Source organism: Streptococcus sp. 11273D007BT, assembly GCF_053547195.1.
Genome location: NZ_JBPWPE010000001.1, coordinates 286,434 through 305,642 on the forward strand (window position 1 = coordinate 286,434; position 19,209 = coordinate 305,642).

Genomic DNA, 19,209 nt, shown 5'->3' on the forward strand with positions numbered 1-19,209 from the left:
ATATGAGGAAAAGCCATGTCAGACTTATTTAAAAAATTGATGGAACAGATTGAAATGCCACTGGATCTTAGGGAATCAGAGGCTTTTTCATCTGCAGAGATTGAAGAGGTTAAGGTGAATCCTAAGACACGAGTTTGGGATTTTCATTTTCGTTTTGACACTATTTTGCCTATTGCGCTTTATAGAGAGTTGCGTCAGCGGTTGGTGGAGACTTTTGAGCAGGCTGAGATCAAGGCGGAGTTTGCTATTAAGGCCAATCGTATAGATTTTTCAGATGAGTTGCTTCAAAGTTACTATCAAGAGGCTTTTACTCTTCCGCTTTGTGAGGTCGCTAGCTTTAAGAGCTCCTTTAGTCAGCTGAAGGTTCATTTTGATGGGGAAAAAATCATCATTGCTGCACCCCAGTTTGTTAACAATACGCATTTTAAGAAAAATCATCTGCCAAAACTTGTCCAACAGTTTGACCGGTTTGGCTTTGGGAGCGTCAGCTTTTTGATGGAGTCAGACCAAGAGATGACCGAGCAGTTGAAGGATGATTTTGTCTCAACAAGAGAGAGTCGCTTACAAGAGGCGGTAGACCAGGCCCTAGAAGCTCAGAAATCACTAGAGGCTTCTATGCCACCGCAAGAGGAGAAGCCTAGCCCAAGCTTTAACTATAAAGAGCAGGTACAGGCACGTCAGGCAGGCTTTGAAAAGGCAGAGATCACACCTATGATTGAGGTGGAGATGGAGGAGAATCGCATTGTCTTTGAGGGCATGGTCTTTGATGTTGAAAAGAAAACCACGCGGACAGGTCGCCATATCATCAACTTTAAGATGACTGACTATACTTCAAGCTTTGCTATGCAAAAGTGGGCAAAAGATGATGAAGAGCTGAAGAAGTATGACATGATTGCCAAAGGTGCTTGGTTGCGGGTTAGAGGAAATATTGAAAACAATCCCTTTACCAAGACCTTGACAATGAACGTGCAAGATGTCAAAGAGATTGTCCACTATGATCGTAAGGACCTGATGCCTGAGGATCAAAAGCGTGTGGAATTTCACGCCCATACCAATATGTCCACCATGGATGCTCTACCGACTGTTGAGGCCTTGATTGCACGTGCAGCGAGTTGGGGACATCCAGCCATTGCCATCACCGATCATGGTAATGTTCAGTCTTTCCCACATGGTTATCATGCAGCTAAAAAGGCAGGGATCAAGGCCCTCTTTGGTTTAGAAGCTAATATTGTTGAGGATCGTGTCCCTATTACTTATAATGAGGTTGATTTGGACTTGCATGAGGCGACTTATGTGGTCTTTGACGTGGAAACGACAGGTCTTTCTGCCATGCACAATCAGTTGATTCAGATTGCAGCATCAAAGATGTATAAGGGGAATATCATTGAGCAATTTGATGAGTTTATTGATCCAGGGCACCCTCTGAGTCAGTTTACAACCGAGTTGACAGGGATCACCGATCAGCATGTCAAGGGCTCAAAGCCTATTGAACAGGTGTTGGCAGAGTTTCAGAGCTTTTGTCAAGATACTGTACTGGTGGCCCACAATGCGACCTTTGACGTTGGTTTCATGGATGCCAACTATGAACGTTATGGTCTGCCTAAGATTAGTCAGCCTGTGATTGACACCCTTGAGTTTGCAAGAAACCTATATCCAGAGTACAAGCGACATGGTTTGGGGCCTTTGACCAAACGCTTTGGGGTGTCCTTGGAACATCACCACATGGCAAACTACGATGCCGAAGCGACAGGACGTTTGCTTTTTATCTTTTTAAAAGAAGCAAGAGAACAACGTGGTCTGACCAATCTTTTATCGCTGAATACTGATTTGGTGGCTGAGGATTCTTATAAAAAAGCACGAGTTAAACATGCGACCATCTATGTTCAAAATCAGGTTGGTTTAAAAAATATTTTCAAGCTTGTCAGTCTGTCTAACGTGAAATACTTTGAAGGCGTGGCACGAATCCCTCGAACAGTTCTAGATGCGCATCGAGAGGGTCTGATTTTAGGGACAGCTTGTGCTGATGGAGAAGTTTTTGATACGGTGCTATCTAAAGGGGTTGAAGAAGCCATCCAAGTGGCTAAGTATTATGATTTTATTGAAATCATGCCACCAGCCCTTTATGCTCCTCTTATCGCTAAAGAGCAGGTCGCCGATGAAGAAGCGATTCAAAACATTATCCGTGATCTGATTACGGTCGCTAAGACACTCGATAAGCCTGTTCTAGCGACAGGTAATGTCCATTATCTTGATCCTGAAGAAGAAATCTATCGTGAGATTATCGTGCGTAGTCTGGGACAAGGGGCGATGATTAACCGTACCATTGGACGAGGAGAAGATGCCCAACCTGCTCCTTTGCCTAAAGCGCATTTTAGAACAACCAATGAAATGTTAGATGAGTTTGCCTTTTTAGGAAAAGAGTTAGCCTATGAGGTGGTAGTGACCAATCCCAATGCCATGCTTGAGCGTTTTGATGAGGTTGAAGTGGTTAAGGGCGACCTTTACACGCCTTATATTGAAAAAGCAGAAGAAACGGTCGCTGAGTTGACCTATCAAAAAGCCTTTGAGATTTATGGCAATCCTTTACCTGATATTATTGATTTAAGGATTGAAAAAGAGCTGACCTCTATCTTGGGGAATGGCTTTGCCGTGATCTATCTGGCATCACAGATGCTGGTGAATCGCTCAAATGAACGGGGTTATCTGGTGGGATCTCGTGGTTCGGTTGGCTCAAGTTTTGTGGCAACCATGATTGGTATTACAGAGGTTAACCCCATGCCACCGCACTATGTCTGTCCTAACTGTCAGGCATCAGAGTTTATTACAGACGGCTCCTACGGATCAGGGTTTGACTTACCCAATAAAGCCTGTCCGAGCTGTGGGACTCTTTATAAAAAAGATGGTCAAGATATTCCCTTTGAAACCTTCCTTGGTTTTGATGGGGACAAGGTACCTGATATTGACTTGAACTTTTCAGGGGATGATCAACCTTCTGCCCATTTGGATGTTCGAGATATTTTTGGGGCAGAGTATGCCTTTCGTGCAGGGACAGTTGGTACGGTCGCTGAAAAAACAGCTTATGGCTTTGTTAAAGGCTATGAACGTGATTATGGTAAGTTTTACCGTGATGCTGAGATTGATCGTCTGGCTATGGGAGCTGCGGGGGTTAAGCGTACTACAGGTCAGCACCCAGGGGGGATTGTTGTTATTCCAAACTATATGGATGTCTATGATTTTACCCCTGTTCAATACCCAGCTGATGACTTATCAGCAGAGTGGCAGACGACCCACTTTAACTTCCACGATATTGATGAAAACGTCTTGAAGCTCGATATTCTGGGACATGATGATCCGACCATGATTCGGAAATTACAGGATTTATCAGGGATTGATCCTAAAGATATTCCAGCTGATGACCCTGGGGTGATGCAGCTCTTTTCTGGCACAGAGGTTTTAGGGGTCACACCAGAGCAAATTGGCACTTCAACAGGGATGCTGGGGATTCCAGAGTTTGGGACGAACTTTGTTCGTGGAATGGTGGATGAGACACATCCTACTACCTTTGCGGAGCTTTTGCAGTTATCAGGCTTGTCACACGGTACAGATGTTTGGTTAGGAAATGCACAGGATTTGATTAAGCAAGGGATTGCCAACCTGTCAACCGTTATCGGTTGTCGTGATGATATTATGGTTTATTTGATGCACGCAGGTCTCCCACCTAAGATGGCTTTTAACATCATGGAGCGCGTGCGGAAAGGGTTGTGGTTGAAAATCTCTGAAGAAGAGCGTGACGGTTATATCCAAGCCATGCGAGATAATCATGTGCCAGACTGGTACATCGAGTCTTGTGGAAAAATCAAGTACATGTTCCCCAAAGCCCATGCAGCAGCTTATGTGATGATGGCCTTGCGCGTGGCCTACTTTAAAGTTCATCATCCGATTTATTATTATTGTGCTTATTTCTCCATTCGTGCCAAAGCCTTTGATCTCAAAACCATGAGTGGCGGTCTTGAAGCTGTCAAAGCTAAGATGGCAGAAATTGCTGAGAAAAAGAAAAACAACGAAGCTTCAAATGTCGAGCAAGACCTCTATACCACGCTTGAGCTTGTTAATGAAATGCTAGAGAGAGGGTACGAGTTTGGGAAGTTAGACCTCTATAAGAGCCATGCCACAGAGTTTCAAATTGAGGACAAGACCCTTATCCCACCATTTGTGGCTATGGATGGTTTAGGTGAAAACGTTGCGAAACAATTGGTCAAAGCAAGAAGTGAAGGTGAGTTCTTATCAAAAACCGAACTCAGAAAACGTGGTGGTCTCTCAAGTACCCTTGTCGAAAAAATGTCAGATATGGGCATTCTAGGCAACATGCCAGAAGACAACCAACTCAGCCTCTTTGATGACTTCTTTTAAACATAAGATACTAAGAGCATAGAAAGTCAAAGAGAAAATCTATCACTTTCTCAGGGCTTGTAGCAGACATTCGATGTGATAAGTTACTTATTTGCACTAAATCAAATGGTTTAAAAAGCATAGCACTTGAAATAAAGTGTTATGCTTTTTATTTATCAGATCACAATATTAAATTGTATCCGAATACATGTGGATAAAATAAATCTAAAAGCACAAAATCATTGGACATATTATAAAACTTAGTATAAAATGATGGGGAAAGTAAAAGGAGGAGTGTTTATGAGAAGAGAAAAGAAATTTAGGCATCATTTGAAACGGTCAGCTAAATTATCTAGATGGGCTGTTTTAGGATTAGCGACTGTCGCTGTTGGTGGACTTAATGTGAGCCTTGCTAAAGCAGAAGAAGTCTCTCAGCCGGCTGTAGCTTCAACGAGTACAACAACTGATTCTGCACCTGTAGCAGCACCAGTTGAGGGAGTTTCAACCACTGTTTCTGATAGTGGAGCTGTTCCTAGTTCTGGAGCTGAGACTACTGTGACTGAGACAAGTCCAGTAGAAACAGAAACAGTTGTGACCAATGTGGAAAAAGAGGTGACCTTACAGACCAATGCGGAAGTGATCAATCATTTTAACAATGAGATTGATCAAGCTACTTGGAGCAAGGTTGACCCTGCTACTAGTGCCAACGAAGCCGTCGTTAGTGTAGAGGTGGATCGTAACAATACTAACTTTACGGTGAATGCGCATAAAACATCTGAATCTGATGACCCACTTTTTTCAAACTTTGTGACCACTGAAACCAAAGAAACACCTTACACTTATTCGTACTTGGATGGTTCGTCTAGGACATCTGAATACGGTGTGACACAAACAGGCAGTTCAGGTGAAGGCAGTTTTGTTGCAGTAGGTGAGGAACATGTGAATCGTGATTATTATAGCGCGAAAAACACGAGTGGCACAGCTTTAATCAAATCTACGATTTTAACAACTAATCCACTAGCTCCTAATCTACAAATTGAAGAAGTTGCTAGTTTGACAACATCTGGTAACATTATTCACCGCACAACCTTTACCAATAAGAGCGATTTAACTTACGCCAAACAACAGTACTATGTTTTACTAGATACAATGTTAAATGCCGACGATGATATTAACCTTTATTCTGATGGTAGTGGAGGTGCGTACTTCTCTGATCGAGAAACATTTTTATCTACCCGTATGTTGTCAGATGGTACTTCTTATGCATTAAACTGGAGAAATCGAGGCAGTGTTTTGGGTCAACAGGTTAAGGGTGCTAATTTACCAGCAGATCGTCGTATGACAAGCAGTGTTGACTCAGCTATTCGTTATTTAACACCTGCTGTGAGTTTGACTCCAAATCAAAGTATTAGTCTTTGGTATTTAGAGTCTATCTACACACCAGAGGAAGTAGAAGCTATTATTGCTAGCGGAGGATCTTTAAATACCATCAGTCAAAAATTTAATGAGGTTGTCATTAAAGAGATTCCTAAAGAAACACCATCACAAGATCAGCCAGCTGTTGAAGAAGGAGTGGCTCAGACCCCTACACCTGAAAAACCTTTGGTCCGTGAAGACCTTGTTCTTGAAGAAAAAGGTCATACAGAGCCGAAACAAGTGACTTCTCTAACAAGTCTTAAAAAATCTGAGGAAAAAGTTCAGACACTTGGTTCGCCATCTCAATCAACTAACTTGGTTGCATCAAACAAAGAAAAACAATTGCCAAAAACAGGCGAAGATCAGTCTTCACCTCTAGGAGCATTGGGCTTGGCCTTGCTAAGTGTTCTTGGTTTTGGACAATTACGTCGTAAAAATCATTAATTTCAAAAGCAATAGCTAAGAGAGGTAGCGTAAAAAAGTTTAGCACCATTTCTCAATGTAGTGGTATTGGTGTTGAGAGTCTAGTGTCCTATTATAAGATAGAGAGATCAACGAGTTCCCCTAACTGACCTGGTTGGAAGTAAGGGGAACTCGTTTTTTTCTAGAAGAAAAAATAATAGTCAAAACGATTGACAAATATTTTTAAAAGGCGTAATATTACTATATAGTATTTTTAATCACTAATTAGTATAAAAAGAAAGAGGAAATCCTATGTCAAACTTTACAGATTTACAAGAAAAACGCCGTTCTATCTATGCACTTGGTAAAGACCTACCAGTGTCAAATGAAGAAGTAGTGGCTATCGTTGAGAAAGCAATGAAAGAATCTCCATCAGCTTTCAACTCACAATCAAGCCGTGCCGTTGTACTTTTCGGTGCTGAGTCAGACGCTTTCTGGAATGAAATTGCTTACAGCGAATTGGAAAAAGTAACTCCTGCAGAAGCTTTTGAAGCGACAAAAGAACGCTTGGCTGGCTTTGCAGCTGGTGCTGGTACTATTCTCTTCTTTGAGGATCAAGCCGTTGTTGAAGGGCTTCAAGCGAACTTCCCACTCTACGCTGAAAATTTCCCAATCTGGTCTGAGCAAGCACACGGTATCAACTTGTACGCAGTATGGTTGGCATTTGCTGAGAAAAATATCGGCATGAACGTCCAACACTACAATCCATTGGTAGATGCACAAGTTGCTGAAAAATACGGTATTCCAGCCAACTGGAAACTCCGTGCCCAAGCACCATTCGGTAGCATTGCAGCTCCAGCAGCAGAAAAAGAATACATGGTAGATTCTGATCGCGTTAAAGTTTTTGGGAACTAAATCTCCCTTTAACAGGAATAAAAAATGAAAAGCAAGCTGAATTCAGTTTGCTTTTTCTTGTAATTGATACTAATTAGTGGTAATATAAATGATATAATAGAAAAGAATAGCAAGAGAAAAAGGAGGATATCATGGGAGAGGAATTGGATAAGAATTTATCCGTCAAAACAATGGTTGTCTTGCGTAAAGCGATGAGAAGTATTGATAGTCAGGTTTATTCAGAATTTAAAGATTATGGTATTACGCCTACTCAATTTGGTGTTTTAGATGTGCTTTATACTAAGGGAGAGATGAAAATCTGTCGTTTAATTGATAGCATGTTGGCGACATCAGGAAATATGACAGTGGTGATTAAAAATATGGAACGTCATGGTTGGATCTATCGTCAGGTTTCACCAGATGATCGTAGGGCGTCTGTTGTAGGATTGACAGAGACTGGTCGAGATTTGATTGAGGCTATTTTACCTCAGCATATTGCCAGTGTTAATCAAGTTTTTGCTCATTTGACAGATGAGGAAAAGTCAAGTCTGATTACGATTTTAAAAAAATTTAAAAAATCTGAGGCAAAATAGTTTACAAAACCTTATTCGAGCTATATACTACTATATAGTAATATTATAAAAAGAAATGAGAGACAAACAGATGAAAAAAGTATTATTTATCGTTGGTTCACTTCGTGAGGGATCATTCAACCACCAAATGGCAAAAGAAGCTGAAAAAGCTTTGGCAGGAAAAGCGCAAGTGAGCTATTTGAACTATAAGGAAGTACCTTTGTTTAACCAAGATTTAGAAACACCTGTTTTACCAGCTGTTCAAGCAGCGCGTGATGCAGTGGTAGAAGCAGATGCGATTTGGATCTTCTCTCCAATCTACAACTTTGCTATTCCAGGTGTTGTGAAAAACTTATTAGACTGGTTGAGCCGCGCTCTTGATCTTTCAGATACAACAGGAGCATCAGCCCTTCAAGATAAAATCGTTACAGTATCCTCTGTAGCTAATGGTGGACATGATCAATTGTTTGCAGCTTATCAAGCCCTTCTTCCGTTTATTCGTACTCAAGTGGTCGGTGACTTTACCGCTAGCCGTGTTAATGATGAAGCTTGGGCGACAGGTGAGTTGACATTGTCAGCTGATGTGATTGAAAGCTTAGAAAAACAAGCATTGGCATTGATTGAAGCATAATCTTCTCTTATTAAAAAAAACTAGGTGGACGACCTAGTTTTTTTGATTTACCAAATCCCTAGTAACCATTGGACCAAAAGATCCATACAGATTATAGCTAGCCAGCAAAAAGCGCCAAGAATGATGGCTGTTGACCCCGTTTTAAGAAGTTTGGGGAAATTGGTTTTCACTCCAATGGCCACCATAGCAACAACAATAAAAAATTTAGAGAGGGTCTTGAGGGAATCAAAAAGTGTTAACTCAAAACCTAGGGCACTTAATAAACTGGTTGTAAGAGAAGCTAAGATAAAATAAAGAAGAAAATTCGGAAATGCGTTCTTGAGCTGAAATTTTCCTTGGTAGCCTTGATTTTTTCTTTGTTTTAACAAGGCCAATCCAAAGGTGATAGGGATAATGGCAAGAGTTCGTGTTAGTTTGACAATAGTGGCAGCTTCCAAAGTGTGACTATGATGAAGGCTATCCCAAGCGCTAGCTGTGGCTGTGACAGATGAGGTATCATTGACAGCTGTTCCAGCAAAGATGGCAAACCCTTCGTGAGAGAGGTTTAGGGCTTGCCCAAGACTTGGAAAAAGCAGAGCGGCCAAGATGTTAAAAAGGAAGATGACAGAAATAGCTTGAGCCACCTCTTCTTCATCTGCTTCAATGACAGGAGCCGTTGCAGCAATGGCAGACCCTCCACAGATAGATGAGCCAACTCCAATGAGTGTGGCAAGGTGGGAGTTGATTTTATTGGTTTTAAAAAAGAGATAAGCGACACCTAAGGCAGTGAGAATAGTTGTCAAAATAATGGGGAGTGAGCTGATACCAACTGTTAAAATATGTTGAAGATTGAGTCCAAATCCTAATAAAACCACTGCTAATTGCAAAATGATTTTAGAAGAAAAAGCGATGCCCTCTTTTAGCTGATCCTGTTTTGTTAGAAAAGGGCTAGCTCCCATTCCAATAAAAATCGCAAAAACAGGCCCTCCTATCAAAGGAAAAACCTGACCTAACATCCAAGCTGGGAGAGCTAAGAGAAGACAAGATAAAAATCCTGGAAGTTTTCTGATCATAAAAATAGTACCTGTTAGTTTATTTGTCAGTCTAGGAGGGTTAATCTTGTTTAGATTTAACAAAGTTGATATATTTGTCTCCAAAGCTTTCAATTTGTTGAAGAACTAGCTTAAATTCTTGACCGATCTCGCTTAATTCATACTCCACTTTTGGTGGAACTTGCGCATAGACCTTACGCGTAATTAAGCCATCGTCTTCTAATTGACGTAATTGCTTGGTCGAGGTTGCTTGGGAAATCCCTGTTAATCGACGGTGCAATTCATTAAAACGAATCGGCCCTTCTTCGATGTGGTGCAAAAGTAGCATACTCCATTTCCCTGATAAAACACTTTGAGTCGCCACATAAGGACACTCTGGCACGGTATGAGATGTAAAAGTTGGCATCATTTCTCCTTTATTTAACGTGATACTATCCAAAAAGATAGTGACTAGTCTAAAAAAACGTACTTGTATTAGTTGTTGTACTTATTACAATAATACCATAAACTGCAAAAGCAGAAAAGAATGGAGAAAAGATATGGCAAATAAACACCCTAAAACTGCCCTTATGGTTATTGATGTGCAAGAATTTCTAATTGGACTCAATCCTTATCACGCTCAAGATTATTTAAATCAACTTGAGACTTTTATCCACCAAACGCGTGAAGCAAGCATTGAAGTCATCTATGTTCGTCACAATGATGGCAATATGAAAAATGGTACACCTGAATGGCAAGTTCACCATCAGATTGCACCACAAAATGATGAAAAAATCATTGATAAAACATTTGCAAGTAGCTTTAAGGACACAGACCTCAAAAACTATCTGGATCAGCAAGACATTGAGCAACCGCTAATCACTGGAATGTAGACAGAATACTGCGTGGACACCACTCTTCGTGTAGCCTTTGAGCATGGTTATAAGATCATTGTGCCAGAAGGCTTGACCAATACCTTTGACACAGAAACGGTATCTGCACCAACCATCCGTAAACACCATGAAACAGTATGGGGCAATGCCTTTGCGCAAGTAGTCCAAGTTGAAGCCGTGCTATCCAATCTAAAAGGAGAATAAGGTGCAACTAGAACTTCGGTTCTAGTTTTTTTGTGTGAAAAATTAAACTAAATTTTGCCTTGATATGAAACAATTCTTTAGAAAAAGATACTGGCTTTTCAAAAAAATCGTACTTGTAAAAAACAATGTATCGACTATACTAGTTGTATATTAAACATTAGGAAGGAATTTCATATGAAACTCTATTACATCATAGATGCTTATTGCGGTTGGACCTACGGGTTTAACCATATTTTCACAACATTTATGCAACACCATCCTGACCTAGAGATAGAAGTCATTAACGGAGGCTTGTTTGTCGGAGATAATAAAAAGAAAATGGCTGATTTTAAGCAAGCACAGACCATCAACAAACAAATCGAAACCTATTACCAAATGACTTTTGGTGAAGCTTATAATCAATTGTTTAAGGATAAGGACTTTACCATGGACTCCCTTGGTCCCGCTAGAGCCTACTCCGTTTTGAAAAACTATGTTGAACCACACAAGCTTGCTCAGCTGACATTGGATATTCAAACATTGTTTTTCGAACATGGGCTAGATCTCAGTCAAGCAGATAGTTATGCCAGCATCATCGACACTTATCAGTTACCCCAAAAAGCTATGGAAGACTTGTCAAGTACCTTGAAACAAGCAGAAAATCTACATCCAGACTTTATCAAAGCTTATGAAATGGAGATTTCCTCATTCCCAACCTTGTTACTTGAAAAAGACGGAAAATTCTTTAATCTGATTCATCAAGTTCGTACAGTAGATGACTTAGAAAAAAACTTCCAAGTAGCTTGCAACCTATTCAGTTGATGAAAATATCAGAAAGAATGTATTTCAGTTAAAAATATTCGTTCAAATTACCTATCTTAGCACAATACTTCATAAAAAGATACTAGCTTTACTAAAATTAAGTACTTGTTTTTTAAGATGTAACTTCTATAATAAGTATATGAATAATTCATGATGTTTATACATTTTATTTAATTAAGAAAGTCAGGTATTTCCATGTATAATTCCCAATTTGAACTGGGCCATGTTGCCCTCAATGTCCGTAATTTAGAACTCCAAAGCCTGTTTTACCAACAAGTCTTGGGGCTCCAAGTTCTCTCCCAAAGCCCTAACCAGATTGACCTTGGCGTTGGAAAAACCACCCTTGTCCGCCTGATTCAAACAGAGCAGAAAGGCGAAGTTAGCCAAAGCTACGGCCTCTACCACTTGGCTATTGTCCTACCAAGCCGTGAGGATCTAGGTACTATTTTCCGCCACTTTATCGACAATAAGATTCCCCTCCAAGGCGCCAGCGACCACGGTTACAGCGAAGCCATTTACCTAGCCGACACCGAAGGTAACGGCATCGAAGTTTACCGTGACCTGCCACAAGATGCATGGGATGTTCGAGCTGACGGTCAAATTGTTGGAAAATCTGAGCCAATGGATGCTGAAACGATTTATGCTTTAGGGAAAAAAGCTGACGCAGCCTATCAGATGCCTGCTGGTAGTCGTATGGGCCATGTCCATCTATCTGTCCGAGAAAGCGCTGCTTCTAGCAAATTTTACCAAGAAGTTCTAGCTGTCAGAGATAATTTCACTGTTCCATCTGCCTCTTGGTTGGCTTCTGGTAACTACCACCACCACCTTGCCGTCAATGAATGGGGAGGAAAAAATCTAACCAAGCGTGAGGAAGGGATGCCAGGATTAGCTTACTATACTATTTATTATAGTGATTTCTCCCATTTTCACGAGGTGATTAAAAGAGCTCAAGCAGCTGGTCTTGATCTTCACTTGTCCAGCCACAAAGTGGCATTTGTTGATGTTGATGGGATTAAGACAAGGCTGGTTTTATATAAAAATAGCGATTAGATTTTTCTAATCGCTATTTATTATCGTTAGTTTAGGCCATTTTTTCTGCCAATCTTTCTTTTGAAGCCGTTTGTGAAATAAGGCTAGGCGTTCAGAATCTTGGCTAAAGTGAGGAGTAGGACTTAAAATAAAGTGTGTAACATCATCTAACCCATAAGGGGCAAACAGCTCTAGTTGACCATCTGTCAGACGTACTGCTAGGGCAGTTGCTTTTTCAGGATATTTTGAAATAGCATCACGAGCACTAGTATAGGGCTTGGTGTTAGGGTTATGGTGATGCATATAGACCTGATTTTTCAATTCCCAATGGTAATGAGGGTAGCGCTTGATGAGGTTTTGCTCAAGACATAAGGTATCCTCATAAGATAGATCAGGGTCAAAAAAGACAACATCTAGATCAGTTTCTCGATCAAAGAGGGGGCTTTGCTCAAGATGGTTCCAAATAGCATTTCGAATGCTACCAGCTGCTAGCCAGCAGTCCTTGAGTTGAAGAGATTCGATGATGTTTAAAATAGTCATGAAATAAGGATTAGATGCTATGAGGTTTAGAAGATCCAATTGTGTCATGACGCTCCTTTATTTTTAGTCAATTAAAAGCAGACCATCTTCAACTTTGAAAGGTTCTTTTTCATTGATACGATCGTAGAACATGATACCATTGATATGATCGATTTCATGTTGGACCACAATTGAGTTATAACCTTTTAATTTAATGCGTTGTTTTTCACCATTTTTATCAACATACTCCACGGTCACACGTGAATGGCGGATGACGTAACCCTCAACGGGGCGATCAACAGATAAGCAACCTTCTCCATCTGAAAGCGCAGCATTTTGAACAGAATGCGAGACAATCTTAGGATTATACATGATTTCCTGTAAGCTGTAAGCCTCAGCAGGAGGATTTCCCTCTTCATCTTCTAGGTTAGGGACTAAAACAGCGATAATGCGTTTAGAAATATCTAGCTGAGGAGCCGCCAAGCCAACTCCTCCACGTAATCCCATCTTTTCAGCCATAACAGGATCTTGAGAATGTTTTAAAAATTGCATCATTTTTTCACCTAAAATGATATCCTCATCACTAAGTGGTAGGCTCACTTCTTTTGCCACCGCACGAAGTGTTGGATTGCCTTCACGGATGATATCATTCATATCGATAAGATGACTAGCTTTGGTAAGTTTTTTTATAACAGACATGTGTTTCTCCTTGTTCATTTCTTATTCAGTTTATCACAAAATAGGGGATAAAGAAAGGGTGAGCCACTAAGCATGGATTTGCCATTTTTCTAAGCGTTTTCGGTCGTTGATGCAGTAGCGATTGTTTTCCTTACGAAGTGCCCCGTCGGTAATGAGTTCTTTTAGAACTCTCAGAAGATGGCGGTAGCTAACACCAAAAGAATCTGCTAGGGTAGCTAGTGGTAGAGTAAAGGGTTTATCTTCCTCAAGCGTGAGAATATAGCTGGCCAAACGCTCTTTTAAGGTGTAAGAGAGGTTGGTAGAAGTTTTGGTGTTTTGCTCATGCAAGGCGTTAGCTAGGCCCTTAGCTAATCTTAGTAGAAAGCTTGGATCAGATAAAAGGACCTCTTTTTGTTGATTTAAAGAAAGAGAGAGCATGAGTCCTTTGGTTTCAGCGATGACAGATGAGGAGGCTGTTTGGTTGGTTAGAAGTTCAATATCTCCGATAATGGTTGGAGGGTTTTTGATATCCAAGATATAGTCTTTTCCATTTGCTAACTTTTTAACGATTTTAATGCGTCCTGTTAAGACGTAAGAAATAGTGGTTAGCTCTTCATCTTGATGACAGAGGTAGTCGAATTTGGAAAATTCTTTTAGGATAAGGTGAGGAAAGTAGTGTTTGGGAAATAGGGTTTCTACTTGAAACTCTTTTAATAGTTTTTCAATTTCTTTCATGTTATCTCCTCAAATGTGACAGATGTCATAGGTGATGTTTCTACTATTGATTATACTGAATATAGTAGAAAAAACAAGTTTAGGAGTTTGTATGAAACAATTGCTAGAGAAGATTAGCCTTCTCTCCTTATCGTTTATGTTGGTTTCCACCTTTGCGGTTTCACCTGCTCTTCCTAAGATGCTAGAGTATTATCAGGGATTGGGCTATACAGCAGGTCAGGTTAGTTTTTTATTTTCAGTGCCTTCTTTTGCGATTTTATCGGTATTGTTGTTGATGCCTAGCTTGAGTAAATCTTTATCAGATAAGTTTATCATCATCTTAGGCTTAGTGTTAATAACTGTGGGAGGGACGTTACCAGTTTTTTCTCAATCCTACGGTATGGTCTTTTTAGGGAGATTGGTTCTTGGATTGGGGATTGGTTTCATTAATGCTAAAGCCATCAATTTGATTAGTGAGCGCTTTTCTGGTAGAGAAAGGGTGAAAATGTTAGGAATAAGGGGGGCGACAGAGGTATTGGGTTCTGCTGTTTTAACCTACCTAGCAGGAATGCTAGCAGAACATGATTGGCCTTTAGCATATTTGATTTATAGTTTTGCTTTAGCCGTTTTGCTCTTATATCTAAGTTTTGTGCCTAAACAAAAGACTACGCAAGTGCTAGAACAGACAATACAGAGATCGCGTTTTTCATGGCATCAACGTTTGTACCTTCTTGCTATGGCAGCTTATGCGGGTTTTGTGATTTTAATTAATAGTGTCAGCGTATTGCGGATTCCTTTAGTTGTGAGTCAGTTTCATCTAGGCAGCAGTCGTCAAGCTAGTCTGGTATTAAGTTTGATGATGTTGATGGGGATTGCAGCAGGAATGTTGTTTAGTTATTTATCAGTGTATTTTAAAGATTATTTGATGCCTTTTGTTTTGTTAGTGTTGAGTCTAGGTTTATATATCATGTGGCAGTCAACGACAATTTGGCTTTTGGGTTTAGGAGCTTTAGTAGTCGGTTTCATCTATACTACAGGAGTTGTGTCAGTTTTTCAAAACATCTCTGAAAACTTACCTCAACCTCAGTTGACCTTAGCTACCACAGGTGTTTTGTTGGGGTGTAATCTTGGTGGTGGTCTGTCTGCTCTAGTAGATCACTATTTAGCTCAATTTTCTAAGGATCCTCGAATTAGTTTTGCCTACCTTTTGTTTTTAAGTGCGAGTTTTTCTTTAGTAAGTTACGTGAGAGTGGCTTTAAAGCATCGGAGAAAATCAGTTGACAAAAAATAGATAGTTTTGATACAATTACAGATGTCTAAAAGACATACCAACTTTTTCTTGGTTTTAGGCTAGCCAAACCCTAAAACTCGGATTAAGCAATAAAAGGAGAAATATCATGGCAATCTCAAAAGAGAAAAAAAATGAAATCATTGCACAATACGCACGTCACGAAGGTGATACTGGTTCAGTTGAAGTTCAAGTAGCAGTATTGACTTGGGAAATCAACCACCTTAACGACCACATCAAACAACACAAAAAAGACCACGCTACTTACCGTGGTTTGATGAAAAAAATCGGTCACCGTCGTAACTTGTTAGCATACCTACGTCGTACAGATGTTAACCGTTACCGTGAATTGATTAGCTCACTTGGATTACGTCGTTAATCAAGATACAAAGACCGTTAAGAAAGCAAGAAGAAAATAGGAAATTGACGTAGTGTGTAATACACACAAGGAAATTTATCTTTTTTTCGTTGCTTTTAGGTCGTGTTCAGTTGAAGAGCTCTTGCATCATTAAAATGGGTGATTTACTAAGAGATTAATTTCTCTTGGTAAATGGCTCATTTTTATTTTTGTCCATTTTCGAAATTTTACTAGGGAGAATGAGAGGGAAAATGTGACAAAACTTTCAGTTAGGTTAAATTTATGGTATAATTTCTGAAAACTAAGTTTAGTGTGATGCTAAATGGTAGAAAGTTAGGGAAGGATTGAAATGACAGTCTATAACATTAATCGTGGTATCGGTTGGGCTAGTAGTGGTGTTGAGTATGCTCAAGCTTATCGTGCTAACCTTTTTAGAAATTTAAATATCCCAGCAAAGTTTGTCTTTACAGATTGCTTTGTCCAAGATAACTTATCTGACTTGACACGTAATATCGGGTTTAAGGATGATGAAATTATCTGGCTTTATGGTTTTTTTACAGATTTAAAAGTAGCACCAACAACATTTACCTTAGCAGATTTAGAGGCGCAATATCATGGTAACTTGACTCGTCAAGAAAGAAATGGAAAAGTAGTGCGTTTCTTCTATGATGAAAACGATACCTTCCTAACAGCTTACCTAATTAAGGAAGACCAGGACCTTGTTCATCGTGTGGAATACGTGTCACGCGGTAGCCTAATTAGAAAAGATTATTATTCTTACACTAAGATGTTTACTGAATATTATGCTCCTCGTGATAATAAAGCCCATCTTTATCAGAGAAGATTTTTTAATGAAGATGGCTCTGTTGCCTATGATGAGTTGGTTGATGGTGACAGTCGTGTTTACCGTATGCCAGATGCTATCTTAAATTCAAAAGAAGAATTTATTGCCTATTTTATGCAAAAATTAGCCTTACAGGCTGATGATGTGGTGATTTTGGATCGTGCAACAGAGACAGGACAGGGTGTTTTTCGCTATACAAAGCCAGCTAAATTAGGAGTTGTGATTCATGCGGAACATTTTAGTGAAAATGCTGTGACAGATCAAACGATTTTGTGGAATAATTACTATGAATATCAGTTTACTAATGCAGATAAGGTTGATTTTTTTGTCACTGCTACGGAACGTCAGAAAGAAGTGTTAAGCCAGCAGTTTGAGCAATATGTTGGATGGGTTCCTAAAATTGTCTCCATTCCTGTTGGGAGTCTAGAACAATTACATCGCCCACTACAAGAGCGTAAACCTTATAGTATCATTACAGCTTCGCGTTTGGCAGCTGAAAAACATGTGGACTGGCTAGTTCGAGCAGTCATTGAAGCCAAAAAAGTCATTCCAGCATTGAATTTTGATATTTATGGTGCTGGTGGGGAAAGTGCTAAAATCAATAAGATTATTGAGGAAGGACAAGCCCAAGACTACATTCACCTAAAAGGACACAGGGAGTTAGAAGAGGTTTATCAAGACTATGAACTGTATTTATCTGCCTCAAAAAGTGAGGGATTTGGTTTAACCTTGCTAGAAGCTGTCGGCTCAGGTTTACCGATTATTGGCTTTGATGTGCGTTATGGTAATCAAACTTTTATTTCTGATAGAAACAATGGCTACTTATTGCCAATATCAGAAACAGATGATGAATCAAGCATTGTAAAAGCCTTTTCAGATCATTTGATTACTTTCTTTGAACGTCAAGATCGTCAAGCCATGCGTGAGCTTTCTTATCGCATAGCAGAAGATTATTTAACAACAAATATTGAAAAACGCTGGGATAAGCTAATTGAGGAGATGACAAAAGGATGATAAATTTATTTGACACATATACACAAGCGAGTTGGGACCTGCATTATTCTCTTTTGGTAGCAGGCTATAATAACCCAACCATTGTCATCAATGATGACGGGTATCTTCCTAATGATGTCACGTCCCCTTATCTCTTTTTTACAGGTTTTGATCCCAAGGCAGAAGAAACTCCTTTATATTTTAACCAGATTACTGTTCCAGAATTTTGGGAGATTAGAGGCAACAATAGTCAAGGTGAAATTTATGACTATGCAGAAAAAAAGGGGCACATTCATTATGCAACTCCTGCTCATAAACGCTTGGTAAAATCTGTTGACTGGTATGATAAAAAAGGTGTTACTCGCGTAACGGATCGTTATAATAAACAAGGTTATCGGTTTGCACAAACTGTCTATAATGCCAGCGCACAAGCTTCGTTGACCTCTTATTTTAACGCTAAAAATCAAGAAGTTATCGTGGAGAATCATCACACAGGTGACATCACCTTGAATTATCAAGGGAAAGTTTATATTTTCAAATCCAAGACAGACTTTATTATCTTCTATTTAAAAGAGGCTGGCTTTAAGCTAGATGGTATTTTCTATAATTCTCTGTCAACGCCATTTTTAGTTGCTTATTATTTAGAAGGGGAAAGACAAGATGTGCTCTTTTGGCAAGAAGATATCAAAGATGCTATTCCAGGTAATATGCAGCTCTTGGTGAAAAAAGGGCCACATCATACCAAAGTTATGGTCCAAGACAAGGAAGCCTATCAAAGAATGCTACCGCTATTATCAGAGGAGCAAAAAGAAGTGGTGTCTTATCTCGGTTTGATGTATCCTTCAGCGAGAGATAATCATAATCGTAAAGAAGCTCTTATTTTTACTAATTCCGATCAAATCGAACATATTAGCGATTTAGTGACACAGCTTCCGGGCTTACATTTCCATATTGGAGCGGTTACTGAGATGTCTAGTCGCTTAATGGATTTAGGAAAATATGACAATGTGACCCTCTATCCTAATATTTCGACCCCTATGGTGCAACACTTACAAGCTAAGTGTGATATCTATTTGGATATTAACCAAGGTGGTGAAATCTTATCTGCAGTTCGCTCTGCATTTGAAAATCAGATGTTGATTTTAGCCTTTACTAATACGCTTCATCAACCAAAATATGTTGCTAAACATCATATCTATCAGCTAACTGATGTCGCTGATATGATAGCGGTGTTACAGTCTGTCCTATCGCATCAAAAAAATCTGCCTGATCTTGTTTTAGAGCAAAATGCTGCCTTGTCTATTGCGACAGAAAAAGACTACCAAACTTTACTGGGGTAGTGTTTAAACATTCAAAGAGAGACTAGGAAAAACTTTAGTTAAGTTTTAGAGTAGAAAAGAACTTGAAATACATCGTTTCGGGCCGCTTTTCTACTCTTTTTTGTGTCTAAGTCTTAATCCTTCTACATTTTTCTGAAAATTATGGTAAAATAGACGAGATACGTGGTTTTATGCAAAGCCGAGTTCAAAAGTAGCTTTGAATTGGTCTTTGTAGAAAACGGACGTATCTGAAAT

The 19,209-nt window shown here is 39.6% G+C and carries 18 protein-coding genes; 13 read left to right on the forward strand and 5 right to left on the reverse strand.

What is annotated here, in order from left to right; translation table 11 throughout:
• Window positions 1–15 precede the first annotated feature (15 nt).
• The 5 genes from ACEE75_RS01640 to ACEE75_RS01660 all read left to right on the forward strand — a co-directional run bounded on the left by ACEE75_RS01640 (window position 16) and on the right by ACEE75_RS01660 (window position 8,304).
• A complete protein-coding gene (locus ACEE75_RS01640) occupies window positions 16–4,410 on the forward strand; it encodes a PolC-type DNA polymerase III (RefSeq protein WP_447574383.1) in 4,395 nt (1,464 codons plus the stop codon).
• Between the two features lie 279 nt (window positions 4,411–4,689).
• Entirely contained in the window at window positions 4,690–6,249 is a 1,560-nt protein-coding gene (locus ACEE75_RS01645) for an LPXTG cell wall anchor domain-containing protein (RefSeq protein ID WP_447574384.1), read from the forward strand.
• 270 nt (window positions 6,250–6,519) lie between these two features.
• Window positions 6,520–7,122: a nitroreductase family protein gene (locus ACEE75_RS01650; RefSeq protein ID WP_447574385.1), complete on the forward strand. Its 603-nt coding sequence runs from the start codon at window positions 6,520–6,522 to the stop codon at window positions 7,120–7,122.
• 131 nt (window positions 7,123–7,253) lie between these two features.
• Window positions 7,254–7,694 (forward strand): MarR family winged helix-turn-helix transcriptional regulator, encoded by a 441-nt coding sequence (locus tag ACEE75_RS01655; RefSeq protein ID WP_354367551.1) that lies wholly within the window; start codon window positions 7,254–7,256, stop codon window positions 7,692–7,694.
• Between the two features lie 70 nt (window positions 7,695–7,764).
• On the forward strand, window positions 7,765–8,304 hold the full coding sequence (locus ACEE75_RS01660; protein ID WP_447574386.1) for an NADPH-dependent FMN reductase: 540 nt from the start codon (window positions 7,765–7,767) through the stop codon (window positions 8,302–8,304).
• Window positions 8,305–8,351: 47 nt separating this feature from the next.
• Here the strand turns inward: ACEE75_RS01660 and ACEE75_RS01665 are convergent, their stop codons facing one another.
• On the reverse strand, window positions 8,352–9,356 hold the full coding sequence (locus ACEE75_RS01665) for a YeiH family protein (protein WP_427894870.1): 1,005 nt from the start codon (window positions 9,354–9,356) through the stop codon (window positions 8,352–8,354).
• A gap of 40 nt (window positions 9,357–9,396) precedes the next feature.
• Entirely contained in the window at window positions 9,397–9,741 is a 345-nt protein-coding gene (locus ACEE75_RS01670) for a winged helix-turn-helix transcriptional regulator (protein ID WP_447574387.1), read from the reverse strand.
• A gap of 133 nt (window positions 9,742–9,874) precedes the next feature.
• On the opposite strand from ACEE75_RS01670, the gene ACEE75_RS01675 reads away from it, so the two are divergent.
• From ACEE75_RS01675 to ACEE75_RS01690, 4 genes are all read left to right on the forward strand, one after another.
• A complete protein-coding gene (locus ACEE75_RS01675) occupies window positions 9,875–10,207 on the forward strand; it encodes an isochorismatase family protein (RefSeq protein WP_447574388.1) in 333 nt (110 codons plus the stop codon).
• A 12-nt stretch (window positions 10,208–10,219) separates the two neighbouring features.
• Entirely contained in the window at window positions 10,220–10,411 is a 192-nt protein-coding gene (locus tag ACEE75_RS01680) for a hypothetical protein (protein ID WP_447574389.1), read from the forward strand.
• A 174-nt stretch (window positions 10,412–10,585) separates the two neighbouring features.
• The gene (locus ACEE75_RS01685) at window positions 10,586–11,212 is read left to right on the forward strand and encodes a thioredoxin (RefSeq protein WP_427894874.1); all 627 of its coding nucleotides are present in this window, start codon (window positions 10,586–10,588) and stop codon (window positions 11,210–11,212) included.
• Between the two features lie 195 nt (window positions 11,213–11,407).
• Complete coding sequence (locus ACEE75_RS01690; protein WP_447574390.1) at window positions 11,408–12,262, forward strand: VOC family protein; 855 nt, start codon at window positions 11,408–11,410, stop codon at window positions 12,260–12,262.
• Window positions 12,263–12,268: 6 nt separating this feature from the next.
• Here ACEE75_RS01690 and ACEE75_RS01695 read toward each other — a convergent pair whose 3' ends face one another.
• The 3 genes from ACEE75_RS01695 to ACEE75_RS01705 all read right to left on the reverse strand — a co-directional run bounded on the left by ACEE75_RS01695 (window position 12,269) and on the right by ACEE75_RS01705 (window position 14,173).
• Complete coding sequence (locus ACEE75_RS01695) at window positions 12,269–12,829, reverse strand: nucleotidyltransferase family protein (RefSeq protein ID WP_447574391.1); 561 nt, start codon at window positions 12,827–12,829, stop codon at window positions 12,269–12,271.
• 15 nt (window positions 12,830–12,844) lie between these two features.
• Entirely contained in the window at window positions 12,845–13,459 is a 615-nt protein-coding gene (gene def / locus ACEE75_RS01700; protein WP_354367567.1) for a peptide deformylase, read from the reverse strand.
• Window positions 13,460–13,525: 66 nt separating this feature from the next.
• The gene (locus ACEE75_RS01705) at window positions 13,526–14,173 is read right to left on the reverse strand and encodes a cyclic nucleotide-binding domain-containing protein (RefSeq protein WP_447574392.1); all 648 of its coding nucleotides are present in this window, start codon (window positions 14,171–14,173) and stop codon (window positions 13,526–13,528) included.
• 91 nt (window positions 14,174–14,264) lie between these two features.
• Here ACEE75_RS01705 and ACEE75_RS01710 point away from each other — a divergent pair, with 91 nt between their 5' ends.
• The 4 genes from ACEE75_RS01710 (at window position 14,265) to gtfB (ending at window position 18,975) form a co-directional block, all read left to right on the forward strand.
• On the forward strand, window positions 14,265–15,443 hold the full coding sequence (locus ACEE75_RS01710) for an MFS transporter (protein WP_447574393.1): 1,179 nt from the start codon (window positions 14,265–14,267) through the stop codon (window positions 15,441–15,443).
• Between the two features lie 106 nt (window positions 15,444–15,549).
• Entirely contained in the window at window positions 15,550–15,819 is a 270-nt protein-coding gene (gene rpsO, locus ACEE75_RS01715; protein ID WP_008535715.1) for a 30S ribosomal protein S15, read from the forward strand.
• A 328-nt stretch (window positions 15,820–16,147) separates the two neighbouring features.
• Complete coding sequence (gtfA, locus tag ACEE75_RS01720) at window positions 16,148–17,656, forward strand: accessory Sec system glycosyltransferase GtfA (protein WP_447574394.1); 1,509 nt, start codon at window positions 16,148–16,150, stop codon at window positions 17,654–17,656.
• Window positions 17,653–18,975: an accessory Sec system glycosylation chaperone GtfB gene (gtfB, locus tag ACEE75_RS01725; protein ID WP_447574395.1), complete on the forward strand. Its 1,323-nt coding sequence runs from the start codon at window positions 17,653–17,655 to the stop codon at window positions 18,973–18,975. The genes gtfA and gtfB overlap by 4 nt, the downstream gene beginning before the upstream one ends.
• The last annotated feature ends 234 nt before the right edge of the window (window positions 18,976–19,209 follow it).

Bases quoted from the DNA above. Each gene is read 5' to 3' on its own strand.
- ACEE75_RS01675 (WP_447574388.1), top strand. From the start codon at position 9,875: ATGGCAAATAAACACCCTAAAACTGCCCTTATGGTTATTGATGTGCAA.
- ACEE75_RS01690 (WP_447574390.1), top strand. From the start codon at position 11,408: ATGTATAATTCCCAATTTGAACTGGGCCATGTTGCCCTCAATGTCCGT.
- ACEE75_RS01695 (WP_447574391.1), bottom strand. From the start codon at position 12,829: ATGACACAATTGGATCTTCTAAACCTCATAGCATCTAATCCTTATTTC.
- rpsO (WP_008535715.1), top strand. From the start codon at position 15,550: ATGGCAATCTCAAAAGAGAAAAAAAATGAAATCATTGCACAATACGCA.
- def (WP_354367567.1), bottom strand. From the start codon at position 13,459: ATGTCTGTTATAAAAAAACTTACCAAAGCTAGTCATCTTATCGATATG.
- ACEE75_RS01660 (WP_447574386.1), top strand. From the start codon at position 7,765: ATGAAAAAAGTATTATTTATCGTTGGTTCACTTCGTGAGGGATCATTC.
- ACEE75_RS01670 (WP_447574387.1), bottom strand. From the start codon at position 9,741: ATGCCAACTTTTACATCTCATACCGTGCCAGAGTGTCCTTATGTGGCG.
- ACEE75_RS01640 (WP_447574383.1), top strand. From the start codon at position 16: ATGTCAGACTTATTTAAAAAATTGATGGAACAGATTGAAATGCCACTG.
- ACEE75_RS01655 (WP_354367551.1), top strand. From the start codon at position 7,254: ATGGGAGAGGAATTGGATAAGAATTTATCCGTCAAAACAATGGTTGTC.
- ACEE75_RS01710 (WP_447574393.1), top strand. From the start codon at position 14,265: ATGAAACAATTGCTAGAGAAGATTAGCCTTCTCTCCTTATCGTTTATG.
- ACEE75_RS01685 (WP_427894874.1), top strand. From the start codon at position 10,586: ATGAAACTCTATTACATCATAGATGCTTATTGCGGTTGGACCTACGGG.
- ACEE75_RS01705 (WP_447574392.1), bottom strand. From the start codon at position 14,173: ATGAAAGAAATTGAAAAACTATTAAAAGAGTTTCAAGTAGAAACCCTA.
- ACEE75_RS01665 (WP_427894870.1), bottom strand. From the start codon at position 9,356: ATGATCAGAAAACTTCCAGGATTTTTATCTTGTCTTCTCTTAGCTCTC.
- ACEE75_RS01645 (WP_447574384.1), top strand. From the start codon at position 4,690: ATGAGAAGAGAAAAGAAATTTAGGCATCATTTGAAACGGTCAGCTAAA.
- gtfB (WP_447574395.1), top strand. From the start codon at position 17,653: ATGATAAATTTATTTGACACATATACACAAGCGAGTTGGGACCTGCAT.
- gtfA (WP_447574394.1), top strand. From the start codon at position 16,148: ATGACAGTCTATAACATTAATCGTGGTATCGGTTGGGCTAGTAGTGGT.
- ACEE75_RS01650 (WP_447574385.1), top strand. From the start codon at position 6,520: ATGTCAAACTTTACAGATTTACAAGAAAAACGCCGTTCTATCTATGCA.